Here is a 13733-nt window from a genome sequence, read left to right on the forward strand (position 1 = left end):
GGTGTGATCATCGTTGAGCAGGTTGTTGAAGTGGGTCCTTTGTATGATTATGGTTATGATGGCATTGGTCAGCTATCCCGGTAATATGGGGGCGGAAGCGGAAAAGGCTTCAGGAATTACCGTGCCTTACACCGTTAAGCCGGGGGATACGTGGTTTGGCATCTCGAAAAAATATTATCTTACAGGCGATTACGAGCAAGTAGCGAAAGTAAACGGTTTGAATTCAAAAGCCTCGCTGAAAGCCGGTACAGTGATCAAGCTGAAAAGCCCTCTTGTCCTCGACTACTACGAGGTACAGCCGGGAGATACTTTATTCGCCATTGCCAAAAGCTATTTTAACCGCGGCTATTATATGAATACGTTAATGACGTACAACGGGATCACCGATCCCAACACCGAGCTGCAAATCGGGATGACGCTTCGCATTCCGCTGCCGTCGGGAGAAGGCAGGCATCATGTTGTAAAAGGCGATACCCTGTACAGCCTGTCTGTGAAATATTTCGAATCGCAGGACTATCAAAAGGCGGTTGCCCAGACGAACGGAGTAGACACGTCCGCAAGTCTGATTCAAGCGGGCCAAGAGCTGCGGATCCCAAATCCGTATTATATGGCGGCGGCAAAGTCCGGCAGCACGGCTGCTGCGGCCGCTTCGGCCAAGCTGTCCATAGATATCGATATTACTAAGAACAAGCTGTACGTCAAGTCAGGCGGGACGGTCAAGAAGACCTTCGATATCGCCAGCGGGAAAAAAGCGGGTTTGACGCCGACGGGAACCTTCGAGATTCTAACGAAAATCGAGAACCCTTGGTACTCCGCCAAAGGAATTCCCGGCGGCGATCCGAAGAACCCGCTGGGCAGCCGATGGCTGGGATTAAGCGTCCCGAATACGCAAGGAACGAAGTACGGCATACACGGGACCAATGCTCCTTCGTCAATCGGCACTAACGCCAGCGCGGGCTGCATCCGCATGCTGAACGACGATGTAGAGTGGTTATATAATGAGGTGCCTACGGGGACAAAGGTTACGATACATAAGTGATTTTGGAGTTGGATAAAGGAGATTAAGGCCCCTCAGGGGCCTTAACATTCAGAACGCAGCTGCGATTTGTCGGGTTAAGGTCCCTAAGGGACCTTAAAGCTGCAAAAGCATGGCGAAAGGCGGCAAACTAAGGGCTATTTCCAGTTTTTAAGGTCCTTGAGGGACCTTAAAATGGTGAGTGGTGCGCCAATTTGTGTGGTTAAGGTCCCTAAGGGACCTTAACGCGGTGGAACCCTGGAGGACTGAACATAGAGCAGTGCGATAAGACCCTGCTGGGGTCTTATCGGGCTTGAGTAGAGTGAATATGCAGCGAATAAGACCCCGACAGGGTCTTATTTTATTGTACAGTGCACGAAAAGTGGCGTCAGTGGTGTGCAAAAGCATGCTTTAAGACCCTGTAGGGGTCTTAAGCATCTAAGTTGAGTGGTAATAGACCAAATAAGACCCGCCAGGGTCTTATTTGGTCTATTACCACTCAACTTGGCGTAACCCCCCGCCTACGCCTTGCCCATCAGCTTCGAATCCTTCGGCAGCAGGAACGCGCAAAGTCCAAGCAGCGGAAGGAAGGAGCACAGCTCGATGGTAAAAGCGACGTCCTTCACGTCGGTCAGCCAGCCGAGCAGAACGGAGCCAAGTCCGCCCATGCCAAAGGCGAGCCCGAAGAACAAGCCGGATACGGTGCCGATATGCCTTGGCATCAGCTCCTGCGCATAGACGATAATGACGGAGAAGCCGGACATCAGAATCAGGCCAATTGCGCAGCACAAGACAAGAGCGACAGCCGGGCTTGCATAAGGGAGCAGCAGCGAGAACGGCGCCGTTCCGGCGATGGAGATCCAGATCATCGTCTTGCGGCCGAACTTGTCGGCAAGCGGTCCGCCTAGCAGCGTGCCTACCATACCCGCGAATTGCAGAGCGAACAAGCAGATTTGCGCGCGAGAGAACGACAACCCGTAATGATCGATGAAATAGAACGAATAATAGCCGGTCATGCCCGCTATATAAACAAACTTGGAGAACAGCAGGATAATGAGGAGCGCCATCGTGCCAGCCACGAACATGGTGGAATGCGGCGATTGCCGATCCAGCATCCGGCTAGCCGCCTTTTTGATCGATGCGGCAGCGGTTAGCTGGCCGGCATACCAGCGGCTGATAATCTGTTGAATAACGATGCCTATAGCGGCAAAAATCGTAAACCACAAGAAGCCTTTTTGGCCATGCGGCATTAACAAAAAGGCAACAAGCAGCGGCGCCAGCGCCTGGCCGGTATTGCCGCCTACCTGGAATACCGATTGCGCCATCCCTTTCCCGCCGGAGGCAGCCATCCGGGCTACCCGGGAAGATTCCGGGTGCAGGACGGACGAGCCCACCCCGATGAGGGCGGAAGAGACAAGCAGCATCCAGAAGCTGTCCGCATAAGCGAAGCCAATTACGCCGGCGAGCGAGAAGAGCATGCCAAGCGGCAGCAGGAACGGCATGGGCCTGCGGTCGGACACATAGCCGATAAACGGCTGGAGCAGGGATGCGGTAATGTTGAGCATAAAGGCTACCCAGCCGATTTTGGTGAAGCTCAGATGCATCTCGGATTGAAACAGCGGAAAGGCTGAAGGCACGGCGGTCTGCATTGCATCATTCAGCAAATGGGCGAAGCTGACGCCAAACAGCATCCAGATCGCCGGGTTGCGCTGCGCCTGTAAAGCAGCGGTCGTATTCATGGAACGGTTCCCCCTTTTCATTTTTTTCAGTATAGCGGGGAAGGCGGAAAACGGTCGTTGCGAAAAGTGCTGCAAATGGAGCAACTTTTGCTATAATGGTGGCAGGTGAAGAGACATGGAGACGAAAGTAGAGACCAACTGGATTGAGCTGTGGCAAGGAAGCCATAACTTCAAGAATGTTCCCCATAAGCATGAGGACTGGATGCAGGTCACGCTTCCGATCAAAGGCACGGTTCATTTTACGCAGGAAGAGCGGAGCTATGGCCTGAAGCAAGGCAACGGGCTGCTCCAGCCGCCGGGGACCGAGCATCATTTTTATTTGGGCGAGCAATCCTCCGTCATTATTATTAAAGTTCGCGAACGCGGAAACGGGGGGATGGAGTCCCTTCAGCCGCATTTTATGGCGGGAGCGGGACAGGACATCCGGCAGGAATTTCATACCGGAGACATGATAGGCCGGTTCCGTCAATGGATGATGGCGCTGATTGAAGGGCAGGCCTTGGCCGATCCGATTGCGGTGCAGGAGGTGGAGCAGGATGTGGTCGCCTATCTGGGCGGCATGCTGAAGCTTGGCCAGAAGGAGCTGCTGCCGCCGGGCATTAACGATCCGCATATTAGGCGGGCCTTGACCTATCTCCATGACTGCTACGACCATACGATTAATATCGAGGAGCTTGCCGGAATCGCGCTTCAAAGCCGGTATCATTTCATCCGATCCTTCCGTGAAGCAACCGGTACAACGCCTTATCAATATTTGCTAAGGCTGCGCATTACGGAGGCCATGAACAGACTGCGCCGTTCGGGCGCCACGATCGGACGGATCAGCGCGGATCTCGGCTTCTCGAGCACAAGCCAATTTCACCGCGCTTTCCTGAAAATGACCGGCGTTACCCCGCAGGTGTACCGCCAGCAATAATAGAAATTTAACCCTTCCGGTCAAGGAAGGGTTTTAGCCGTTTTACCTTGACCTTCACATTAATGTGAGGGTATATAATGGGTTCGAATCGACGATGCAGGAGGCGTTAGGGATGAAAATCGGAGAGCTTGCGACCCGTACGGGAGTTAGTCTGCGGTCGCTTCGTTATTATGAGGAGCAGGGACTGCTTACTCCCATTCGGCTGGAGAACGGATACCGGGAATATTCGCCGCTTGCCGAGGAGCAGGTGCGGACGATTCAGCTGTATCTTCAGCTTGGCTTATCGACGGAGCAAATCGCCGGTTTCCTGCACTGCGTCTTGAAGAACAAGGAGGCGTTCTGCAAGGAGGTGCTCCCGATCTACCGCGAGAAGCTGGAGGAGATCGAGACGCAGATTCAGCTCCTGAGCAGCATTAAACGCAATCTGGAAGACCGCATAGCGTCGATTCTGGAAGATCAGAAGGAAACGGAGGAATGAAGATGAGCGTTAGAAAAATAGACGGGCAGTCGTTTCATGAGGCTGTTCGCGCAAGCGGAGCGACGTTGGTGGAGTTCGGGGCAGCATGGTGCCCCCCGTGCAAGGTGCTGCTGCCGATCCTGGATGAGCTTCAGCAGGAGGAAGGGGAGCGCGTCTCCATCCTTCAAGTGGACTGTGACGAATCGCCGGAAATTGCTTCCGAGTTTGGCGTGATGTCGATGCCAACCGTCATCGTTTTCCATAACGGCGAGCCGGTCGATAAATATATCGGGCTCCGTCCGAAGGACGTCTACCAGCAGGCAATTGCCCGGTATGCCTAAGGCTTGAAAAAAGCCGGTCACTTAGTTGACCGGCTTTTTTAATTGCAAGGCAGGAAATGGAAGGTCCTAACGAGAAGATCAAACAAGCTTGCTATCTTCCGATTGGAGGTTATACGAATGGAGTTGCAATCTTACATAAAGGATTTGTTCCAAGCGGCTCAAAGCGGCGACGCAACCAAAGCGAAAGAACTCGTCGAAGCGCATCCGCAGCTGGCCAATGCCGAGAATGAGGACGGCCTTACGCCGCTTGGTTATGCCGCGCATTTTGGCAGCGCGGAGGTTGTGCGGGTATTGCTGGAGCTAGGCGCGGACGTCAATGCCGTCTCCCATTCCCGCATTTCGTTTATCCCTTCCAATACGGCCCTGCATGCGGCGATTGCCGGGGAACGGAGCCTGGAAGTCATTAAGCTGCTCCTCGCGAAAGGCGCAGACACCACGATCCTGGACAGCAACGGCCATACCTGCCTGCACTCCGCGGCTTTCCATGACGACAATCTGGAGATGATCCGCCTGTTAATGGAGCATGGTGCGGATGCGAATGCTTCAGCGGATGGCGGGGATACGCCATTGTCGCTTGCGGTTCAGCAGGGGCACGAGAACGTGGCAAGCCTTCTTCGGAAGTATGGCGCTTCAGCGTAGCTGTTAAGTGCACTTTCGCAGCTAAATGAGCGCTACCTTGCAATGCAGCACCGGGCAGCCCGCCTGACCTTAAAAAGCAGCCCCCCGGCATTCGCCGAGGGACTGCTTTTCGCTTATTTCAAGCCTTTTTGCGCAAGGAAGGCATCCCACTGCTTCTGCACTTCCGCGTCTACCTTCTCTGCGCCGGAAGCCTTCAGCTTCGAGATATATTCCGGCAGCACTTTGTTTGGATCAACGGCGCCGGTCTCCAGCGCGGTTTCGTATTCGTTTTTCACCGCGTTGATGTTGGCAACCTCCGCTTTGAAATTCTCCTCATTCACCGTGAAGCCGCTGCTCGCCAGAACGACGGCGTTGTCGTTCAGCTCGATCGTCTTCTGCCATGTATCGGCCGCCATACCCGGCTTCAGGTAAGCATTAAACTGGTTGCCGAATACCCAGTCGCCGTTAGGCGCATAACCGGAGCCTTCGATTGGCTCGATATACTGGTCGTCGACCTTTTTGTAATGCTTGCCTTCAATTCCGTTGCAAATGAGGTTATACAGGTATTTATCCGTATTCAGCAAGTTGATGAGCATAAGGGCGCGTTCCGGGTTTTTCGAGTTTTTGTTGATGACGTGCATCGCGCTTGCGATCCCCGTGAAATAGCTGTCGGAGATCGGAACATAGACGACATCGTTGCCGCCGTTGATCGCTTTCTCGCCAATCTCGCCACCCGGCTTCGAAGTGAACTCGATTGATACCGCAACGTTGCCTTTCGCCTTCAGATCGTTAATGTTCTGGAGGACGGGGGCATCCTGGTTGATATAGCCCTTCTCGTACCATTCATGCAGCTTTTGGAAGTAAGGAAGACGGTCATTGGCCGTATTCAGGAACGTCGACAGCGTGTAAGCAGGATCATCTTTTTTATAGTAAACAGGGGAACCATCCGTGCCCGCAACCGTTGGGTCGATATACATGCCTCTGGAGTTCTGCGCCAGACCAAGCGGCACGACGTCAGGCTCGTTTTCTTTCAAGGCTTGCAGGAACGGCTCGATATCGCTGTAGGTATGGATGCTGGAGACGTCAAGGTTGTATTTGTCGATAAAACGTTTCTGGATAATCAAGCTCTTCTGCTTCGCCGCCACCTGATAGATCGGGAAGCCGTAAACCTTGCCGTCGGCGGCAAGCATATCGGGCCAGAATTTATCCGGGATATTCGCGCGTGCTTCGGGAGCATATTTGGCAATCATCTCGTCCGTAATCTCATGATAAGCGCCGCGGTCGATATAAGGCTGATAGTTGCCGAGCCAGCCCTTGGAGCTCCAGGCAATGTCGAAATTCTCGTTCGCCGCGAGCATCGCGTTCAGCTTAGGCTCGTATTCGTCGAAGGTGAGCGGCTTCAGGTCGACGGTGGCGTTGATCTTTTCCTTCAGGTATTTGTTGATCTCGTCGTTTACAAGCTTTTGGTCCGGGCCGGGGTCGGCAGCAACCGGGTAAAGGAAGGTAAGCTTAACCGGGTCCAGAGCCGGCTCCGTCGACTCGGATGGCGTATCGCTGGCCGCGGTTGAAGGCTCCGCCGAAGGCGTTGGAGTTGCGTTATTATTGCCGTTATTGTTGCTGGAACAGGCCGCGAGAATGCCAAACAATAAGATGACGGACAGCAGCGTTGCGAACAATCTTTTTTTGTTGTTGTTCACCGAAAACCCTCCAATTATCGTTCCTGTTTTAGTATTACTACACTTCGTGAAGCAGACCTGCTAAGCCGCGCAAAAGAGTGCGGATCACCTCCCAAAAAGAATAAGCAGGCTATAGCTTAACAATCTCCGCGCTTAACCCTTCAAAGAACCAACCGTTAGCCCTTTGACGAAATACTTCTGGAAAAAGGGGAAGATCACCAGCATCGGTCCGCTGGCCACGATCGCCATTGCCATCCGTACGGTTAATGTCGGGAACTGCGCGAATTTCAGCTTATCCGCCACCTCGGCCATCGGCGAGTTCGCCAGGAACTCCGCTTGCGACAAGATCCGGACGAGCAGCAGCTGGAGCGGGACGTATTTGTCGTTGTCAATGAAGAGCAAGGCGTTGAACCATTCATTCCAGTATCCGAAAGCGATGAACAAGCCTAGAGTTGCGAGCGCCGGCGTGGAGAGCGGCAGGATGATGGTGAAGAAGATCCGGTATTCTTTTGCCCCGTCCACCTTGGCGGATTCGATGATTTCCCTCGAGATTTTATCGAGGAAGCCCTTCATAATCATGATGTTGAACGGGCTCATTACGGCGGGAATGATCAGGGCGGCCAGCGTGTTTTTCAGATGCAAATATTGCGTCATCAGGATGTAGAACGGAATCAAGCCGCCGTTGAACAGCATCGTGAAGAAGACGTAGAACGTAAGCGGACGCTGATAGCGGAAGTCGCTGCGCGAGATCGGATACGCCATTAAGGCGGTCATGAAGAGCGACAGCACGGTGCCGATGACGGTAATCGCAATCGTAACGCCATAGCCTCGGATCAGAGGCTCCGGCTTCTCGAACACAATCCGGTAAGCCTCAAGGCTCCATTCCTTGGGCAGGAATTGATAGCCGAACTGGTGCAGGCTGTTCTCCGAGCTGAACGAGATCGCGATAACGAGCACGAAAGGCATGGCGATAAGCAGACAAACAATCAGGAAATACAGGTTAATGACGATATCGGCGAATTTGATTTTCATGGGCAGACAGGCCTCCTCGGTCAGAAAAGCGCATTGTCTTTGTCAATGCGGCGGACGATCAGGTTAGCGGTTACGACGGTCACAAGCCCAACGACGGATTGCAGGAAGCCGACTGCAGCCGCGGAGTTGATATCCCCAAGCTTCGTCAAGGCGCGGTAGACGTAGGTATCGATAATGTCCGTGGTAGGGAAATTAGGCCCGACGTTATTCGGAACAAAGTAATGCAGTCCGAAATCTCCTCTGAAAATATTGCCGAGACCTAAAATAAACAAAATGATAACGAGCGGCTTCAGAAGCGGCAGCGTAATCCGGGTCATTATCTGCACGCGGGAAGCTCCATCCAGCCGGGCGGCTTCATAATAATCGGTGCTGATTCCCGTAATGCCGGCGAAGTAGACGAGCGTCGAGAAGCCGACTCCCTTCCAAAGGGCGACAAGCGGAAGGATAAAGATCCAAGGCGTTGTCTCGAGGTACCAGTTATGGCCCTTCATGCCGAAGAATTCAAGGATCGTGTTCAGATACCCGTTCTGGAAGTCGAGAAAGGCGTTGCCGATATAGCCGACCAGCACCATGGAAATGAAATAAGGAAGGAACAAGGTCGTCTGGTACACCTTGATCAGCTTGCTGGTCAGCTCGTTCAGAAGAAGGGCCATCAAGAGCGAGACCGCCATCGTGAGAAGGATGTACGTAAAGTTGTACAGCAGCGTATTGCGGATAATGCGGAAGGCATCCTGCGCTTTGAACAAAAACTCGAAATTGTCGAAGCCGACCCATTTGCTGCCGAATATGCCTTGGTCATACCGGAAGTATTTGAAGGCCAGGATCAACCCGACCATAGGCAAATAGGCAATGACCAACTTGAATAAGACGCCTGGGAGGGCAAGCAGGATCAGCTCGCGGTTACGCCGGATATGCCAGAGCTCTTTGGCAAGCCAGCTTTTGCGTTTAACGGGCGCGGGGGCTGCCGGCTGCTCCTCCGTGCTTGGCAGACCGGCAGGCGGGATGTTAGGCAAGTGCATCTCCTCCAATCTTTGATGAGTCCAGCATGCCATGACCCGAACAGGGGAGGATAGAGTTCATTGTTTGAATAACTGTAAAAGCGGGCTGTACTTATTGCGAATTACTGTTTTATACCGCTTGCGGCATGAGAAAGCCGCCTGCTTCCTTGGAGGGAAGCAGGCGGCTTAGCTTTCAAGAGATCGATTTTTTAATGCGGAATTCCTTCGGCGTCGTGCCGAACTTGCTTTTGAATAAGCGGAAAAAATAGCTCTGGTTGCCGTAACCGACCTTCTCCATAATCTCGGTAATGGTGCTGTCTTCCTTGAGCAGAAGCTCCTGCGCCCGGCGCAGGCGGACATCGTTGAGATACTCCGTAATCGTAATTCCGCAGCTGTCCTTGAACAGCTTGCCGACATAAGCGGAGCTTAATTTGACCGTTGAGGCGATGGACTGCTGGCTCAAGTTGTAGTCGCTGTATTTTTGCCAGATCAATTCCTTCACGGTTTCGATAATCATCTCATTGCGTTCCATGCTGGAAGGCTTCGCTTCCTCGCATATCGCGGTGCAGAGGGACAGGAAGGCGAGGTGAAGCTCATCCAGCGTGTAGTAGTCCTGCGGCAGGAGCGGGATACGCTCGATGTCGACGGACAGCTGGGTAATGCGGTTGCTCGTAATCTCGGCTGCCGCGTTTTTGATCATCCAGGCCATATCGGCGATCGCCCTTCTCATATCCTCCAGCTGCAGCGCGGCCAGCAAGGCGAAAGCCCGTTCCAGCTCGCTGCCGGCTTCGGTCAGCTTCCCCTTCTTGATGGCCTCGGACAGCTTTTTCTCCACGTCGTCAGGCAGGGATTTCTGCTTGTTCTCGAGATTCGTACGTATATCCTGCCATTCTATAATCGCTTTGTAGCCCATCAGAATACTGTACTGGCTAAGCTGATGGGATTGGTAATAGCATGCGGACAGCTGGGTGAGCTGGGTAACGGCTTCGCCGATTCCGCAGGTGAGGGAAAGGTTGTAATAGCGCTCCAGAATCTGCTGGACATCGGCGATCGCGGATTTGACGGATGCCGGATCCAGCGGTTCTTCCCTGCCGGACAGCAGGATGGCGAAATGATCCTCCTGCATATCGATCATCTCGCAGCGGAAAGTCCGCGACAGCGCTTCCTTCGCGATGTTCACAACCGCAAAGCTGTGCAGCTTCTTCATGGCCGACGATGTCCTCCGGTCGTACTCGTCGTACCGGTCGAACCGGAGCGTGCAGGCCATATACGGACCGCTTGGCGCAACCTGCAGCTCATGCTTCCTGATCAGCTGCCTCATATCCAGCTCCGAGAGGCTTCGGTTATCGGTCAAAAACTTGCGGATATAATATTTGCGCACGATCTGCTCCGAGCTGATCTCCTGCAGCTGTCCGGAGAGCTGTTCATACAGATCGCCCATGGCATCCAATTCGTTGCGTTTGCTTGAATCCGGGGCCATATGTCTCATATGCGGAAGAATCCGCTTCAGCATCGCTTCGATCGGACCGTACAGCTTGTAGCTCAGCCAGACGGAGATTGCGATGGAAAGCAGAATAAAAGCGCCGGTCAGCGCGAAATTCCGGGTCCGCATATCCGAGACGGCCTTCATGATCTCCTTGTAAGGCTGAATGTACAGGATCGTCCAGTCGCCGATGCCGTGCAGGTACGTGATCATCACCTTTTGCCCGCCGGAATTGCAGATAACGAAGCCGGAGTCCTTCGCCGTCCCGGTCCCCGCTTCGGGAGCCTCTATCAGCTTGCCGATACTTGTCTGGTCAAGAGGCAAAGTCTGCCCGGAGCGCCCGCTGTCGAACATTTGACCGTCGGAGGTCCGGATCAGAATCTCGCCGCTGCCCCCGCTGCTTACGCCGTTCAGCTTGCTTAGGCTGTCGAATACCCAATCCGGTTTAATGAACAATATAATGGCCGACTGACTTGGGATAAACGGCCCATACGTATCCGTGACGATAAACGCAAAGGCATCAATCTTGTTGGAATGCTGGAAGCTGAACGGGATTAGCCGGGATGCTGGCAAAGCGCCTTCCGAGGAATGAAGCAGCCAGTCGAGGATGCTGCTTTTTGTCGTGCCGCCATCCACCAGAAAATCGCTGGAGGAGCCGTACAGCTCCCGGGTTGAAGCGTTATAGACAGCCATCGAATGCAGGAACGAGGAGCTTTCCAGCATGTTGTACATTTGCTGATAGCCGCGGATATAGTCCATTTTGGGCAGGTTGTTGCTGAACATGAGCGGAATCAAGGCGTTATCGCGGAACGCGAAGGTAGACAGGTGAACGATTATTTCGTTCATATAAGAGAGGTTGTATTGGGTCTGGGTCAGTACCTTGAGGTTCGCGTCCTCCTGGACCTGCTTGACGGACCGCTCCAGCAGGTACGTATTGGCCGCGGACAGGCCGGTAAGAATTAGGGCCATAGTCAGCATGATGGAAAACAACACGCGCTTGAAGTATTTCTTCGAGGTAAAGTAGCCGTACGCTTTCATGAGTATCCCGCCCTTTATCCGGCATGTAGTCTCTATATGTATAGTTGTAAACGCTGCCATACCGTAGCGCAAGGGTTATTTTGGCCGGAATCACCTTAGAAAGCAGAGAACCGCATATGGTACGCTTTTTAGCATTTTGTGCAGTTTACAGTATAGCGGCAGCTATGGCAGTGTGAAGTCAAAGAACAGGCAAAAGGCGGTGGGAGGATGCTTCGAATATATGTCAGCGCACTGGGCAAGGAGCATGGGGACGGGACCAAGGAGAAGCCGTTCCGGTGTATTCGGGAGGCACAGACGGCCGTTCGTTCTAGGCTGAAAAAAGGGGCAGCCGGCGGAATAACCGTTATTGTGGGTGAAGGAACCTACATGCTTGATGAGCCTCTCGTTTTCGGAATCGGTGATGCGGGCGGGGAACGCTGCCCCGTTACATACCGGAATGCGGAGGGGCAAACAGCGGAGCTTATCGGCGGAAGGGTCCTGTCCGAATGGAAGGATGCAGGGAACGGAGTATGGACCACGGAGGTGCCGAAGGGGATGCGGTTTCATACGCTGTATGCCGATGGGGCCCGCATACCGAAAGCAAGAATGCCGGCATCCGGTTATTACCGCTCGCTTCCGCTGGAGGAAGACGGACGAGCCGGCATTGGCTATAAGGAAGCGGACTTTCCGGAATTCCCGTATCATAGCAGCGGTGCGGAGGGCTTGCAGATTTATGTATGGCCGGGCGGCGGCGAAGCGAACTGGTTCGCGGAGACCATTCCGGTGGCCGGTATGAAAGAGGGCAAGATTTTGTTTAAGCGGCCTAGCTGCTGGGAGATCGGGGAAGGCTCCCGCTATTACTTGCAGGGCTCGCTCGCCTTTCTGCGAGAGCCGGGCCAGTTCCATCTGGATGAGGCGGCAGGCGTGCTGTATTACCGGCCGCGAAACGGATCGCCGCTGCATGAGCGGGTGGTTGCCCCGGCTATCGGCCGGATTCTGCATATTCAAGGAGATCGCGATGCGGAGCGGGTGGCCGGGCTCACGTTCTCGGGACTGACGTTTGCCTGCACGGACTTTGCGGAGGATTTCCGAATGATGCGGGAAGAGCCGGGCATGGACAATGCGGAGCCGGATGAGAATCGGAACGGCATTATCTACATGCGTAATGCCCACGGAATCGAGATTTCGGACTGCGTTATCCGGAACTCGGGTACATGCGGCGTCTATCTCGACCGCAGCGTTGAAGGCGTACGGCTGCTTCGCAACCGAATCGAGCGGGTAGGACATACCGGCATTTATGCTTCCGGCTATGCGCCGGGAGAAGGGGCTTTTCGGAATTGCTTGGCCGCTTACCGGAACAGAGAACATCTTATAGCTGACAATATCATCGCGGATGGCGGCGAGCTTGTCGGGCACGGCAGCGGAATTGTGCTTTATCAGAGCGGGGATAACGAGATTGCCCATAACCGGATAACTAACATGCCTCGGTACGGGATATCGATGAAGGGGCTTCGCTTCCAGCGGATGCCGCAGGAGCTATGGGGAATGCACGTAACTTGGGAAAATCATGCTTCGTTTCTGTTCACCCGCAATAATGTCATTCGTTATAATGACCTGTCCAATGTCATGACCGACAGTCAGGACGGCGGCCTTATCGAATCTTGGGGAATCGGCCGGGGGAACAAGATCCATGGCAACCGGCTTCATCATAGCGGCATCCATTTCTCCTTCGGATTCGGAATCTATCTGGACGATGCTTCAAACGATGTGGAAGTGACCCATAATCTCATTGATCATTTGTACCGGACGGGAGAAGGCAAGCTGTGGATGGCGATTTTCTCGAAAGGGGTCGGCAACCGGATTACGAACAACTTAATCGCAAATAACGAATCGGAATGCGCATTTGGCACGCAGGAAATGGCAGGCGAGAAAAATAGGGATATTGTTATCCGGTCAAATATTGTATCGAATTCCGGTTACATGTATGCGCACGTGAATTGGAGCGATGAGCGGCTGTACTCGGCCGACTGCAATTTATACTGGAGAGGCGGCGAGCCTCCGTTTGTGACAAGCGAGGAGCTGCCGTATCCCGCGGTTGGCGTAAGCAAGGTCTGGGGCAAGCTGTATGCCTGGGAAGCCTGGCGCTCGCTTGCGGACGGGAAGTTTGACGCGCAGACGATTAACGCACCTGCGGAATTTGTAGACGAAGCAGCGGGCGATTACCGCTTGCTTCCGACATCCCCGGCCTACAGGCTGGGCTGGCGGGATATCGATTTCTCGAAGATTGGTCCAAGATTGGAATGAAAGGAAGGGCAGTGATTCAAACGAAGGAATTCGTATTAAACGTTTCACGAAACGGCATGGAGCCTATGCCCTCCGATACTGAACGACCAGCGGTTCGCTGCTAACTTAGATTTGCCCAAATGCCCATGCAGTATGTC

Annotated in this window: 11 protein-coding genes; 6 read left to right on the forward strand and 5 right to left on the reverse strand. The window is 53.7% G+C overall.

Features of this window, described 5'->3' with window-relative positions:
* Nucleotides 1-43: 43 nt before the first annotated feature.
* Nucleotides 44-1039 carry a LysM peptidoglycan-binding domain-containing protein gene (locus EV294_RS20765; RefSeq protein WP_132310242.1) on the forward strand — a complete coding sequence of 332 codons (996 nt, stop codon included), beginning with the start codon at nucleotides 44-46 and terminating at the stop codon, nucleotides 1037-1039.
* A gap of 497 nt (nucleotides 1040-1536) precedes the next feature.
* Here the strand turns inward: EV294_RS20765 and EV294_RS20770 are convergent, their stop codons facing one another.
* Nucleotides 1537-2754 carry an MFS transporter gene (locus EV294_RS20770; protein ID WP_132310244.1) on the reverse strand — a complete coding sequence of 406 codons (1218 nt, stop codon included), beginning with the start codon at nucleotides 2752-2754 and terminating at the stop codon, nucleotides 1537-1539.
* A 115-nt stretch (nucleotides 2755-2869) separates the two neighbouring features.
* Between EV294_RS20770 and EV294_RS20775 the strand changes: the two genes are divergently transcribed.
* The 4 genes from EV294_RS20775 to EV294_RS20790 all read left to right on the forward strand — a co-directional run bounded on the left by EV294_RS20775 (nucleotide 2870) and on the right by EV294_RS20790 (nucleotide 5107).
* Nucleotides 2870-3670: an AraC family transcriptional regulator gene (locus EV294_RS20775; RefSeq protein ID WP_132310246.1), complete on the forward strand. Its 801-nt coding sequence runs from the start codon at nucleotides 2870-2872 to the stop codon at nucleotides 3668-3670.
* 112 nt (nucleotides 3671-3782) lie between these two features.
* Nucleotides 3783-4148, forward strand: coding sequence for a MerR family transcriptional regulator (locus EV294_RS20780; protein WP_132310248.1), 366 nt, complete (start codon nucleotides 3783-3785; stop codon nucleotides 4146-4148).
* 2 nt (nucleotides 4149-4150) lie between these two features.
* Nucleotides 4151-4468: a thioredoxin family protein gene (locus EV294_RS20785; protein WP_132310250.1), complete on the forward strand. Its 318-nt coding sequence runs from the start codon at nucleotides 4151-4153 to the stop codon at nucleotides 4466-4468.
* Between the two features lie 117 nt (nucleotides 4469-4585).
* Complete coding sequence (locus EV294_RS20790) at nucleotides 4586-5107, forward strand: ankyrin repeat domain-containing protein (RefSeq protein WP_132310252.1); 522 nt, start codon at nucleotides 4586-4588, stop codon at nucleotides 5105-5107.
* A gap of 113 nt (nucleotides 5108-5220) precedes the next feature.
* On the opposite strand, the gene EV294_RS20795 is transcribed toward EV294_RS20790, so the two are convergent.
* From EV294_RS20795 to EV294_RS20810, 4 genes are all read right to left on the reverse strand, one after another.
* Nucleotides 5221-6783: an ABC transporter substrate-binding protein gene (locus EV294_RS20795; RefSeq protein WP_132310254.1), complete on the reverse strand. Its 1563-nt coding sequence runs from the start codon at nucleotides 6781-6783 to the stop codon at nucleotides 5221-5223.
* 132 nt (nucleotides 6784-6915) lie between these two features.
* Nucleotides 6916-7794: a carbohydrate ABC transporter permease gene (locus tag EV294_RS20800; RefSeq protein WP_132310256.1), complete on the reverse strand. Its 879-nt coding sequence runs from the start codon at nucleotides 7792-7794 to the stop codon at nucleotides 6916-6918.
* Between the two features lie 20 nt (nucleotides 7795-7814).
* Nucleotides 7815-8807: an ABC transporter permease gene (locus EV294_RS20805; RefSeq protein WP_132310258.1), complete on the reverse strand. Its 993-nt coding sequence runs from the start codon at nucleotides 8805-8807 to the stop codon at nucleotides 7815-7817.
* Nucleotides 8808-8985: 178 nt separating this feature from the next.
* On the reverse strand, nucleotides 8986-11313 hold the full coding sequence (locus EV294_RS20810; protein ID WP_165930759.1) for a helix-turn-helix domain-containing protein: 2328 nt from the start codon (nucleotides 11311-11313) through the stop codon (nucleotides 8986-8988).
* A gap of 207 nt (nucleotides 11314-11520) precedes the next feature.
* On the opposite strand from EV294_RS20810, the gene EV294_RS20815 reads away from it, so the two are divergent.
* Entirely contained in the window at nucleotides 11521-13596 is a 2076-nt protein-coding gene (locus EV294_RS20815) for a right-handed parallel beta-helix repeat-containing protein (RefSeq protein WP_132310262.1), read from the forward strand.
* Nucleotides 13597-13733 lie beyond the last annotated feature (137 nt).

The sequence above is a fragment of the Paenibacillus sp. BK033 genome (genome assembly GCF_004345425.1).
Taxonomy (GTDB): domain Bacteria; phylum Bacillota; class Bacilli; order Paenibacillales; family Paenibacillaceae; genus Pristimantibacillus.

Coding starts and splice junctions, on each gene's coding strand:
- EV294_RS20765 (WP_132310242.1), top strand. CDS start 44: ATGATTATGGTTATGATGGCATTGGTCAGCTATCCCGGTAATATGGGG.
- EV294_RS20770 (WP_132310244.1), bottom strand. CDS start 2,754: ATGAATACGACCGCTGCTTTACAGGCGCAGCGCAACCCGGCGATCTGG.
- EV294_RS20775 (WP_132310246.1), top strand. CDS start 2,870: ATGGAGACGAAAGTAGAGACCAACTGGATTGAGCTGTGGCAAGGAAGC.
- EV294_RS20780 (WP_132310248.1), top strand. CDS start 3,783: ATGAAAATCGGAGAGCTTGCGACCCGTACGGGAGTTAGTCTGCGGTCG.
- EV294_RS20785 (WP_132310250.1), top strand. CDS start 4,151: ATGAGCGTTAGAAAAATAGACGGGCAGTCGTTTCATGAGGCTGTTCGC.
- EV294_RS20790 (WP_132310252.1), top strand. CDS start 4,586: ATGGAGTTGCAATCTTACATAAAGGATTTGTTCCAAGCGGCTCAAAGC.
- EV294_RS20800 (WP_132310256.1), bottom strand. CDS start 7,794: ATGAAAATCAAATTCGCCGATATCGTCATTAACCTGTATTTCCTGATT.
- EV294_RS20810 (WP_165930759.1), bottom strand. CDS start 11,313: ATGAAAGCGTACGGCTACTTTACCTCGAAGAAATACTTCAAGCGCGTG.
- EV294_RS20815 (WP_132310262.1), top strand. CDS start 11,521: ATGCTTCGAATATATGTCAGCGCACTGGGCAAGGAGCATGGGGACGGG.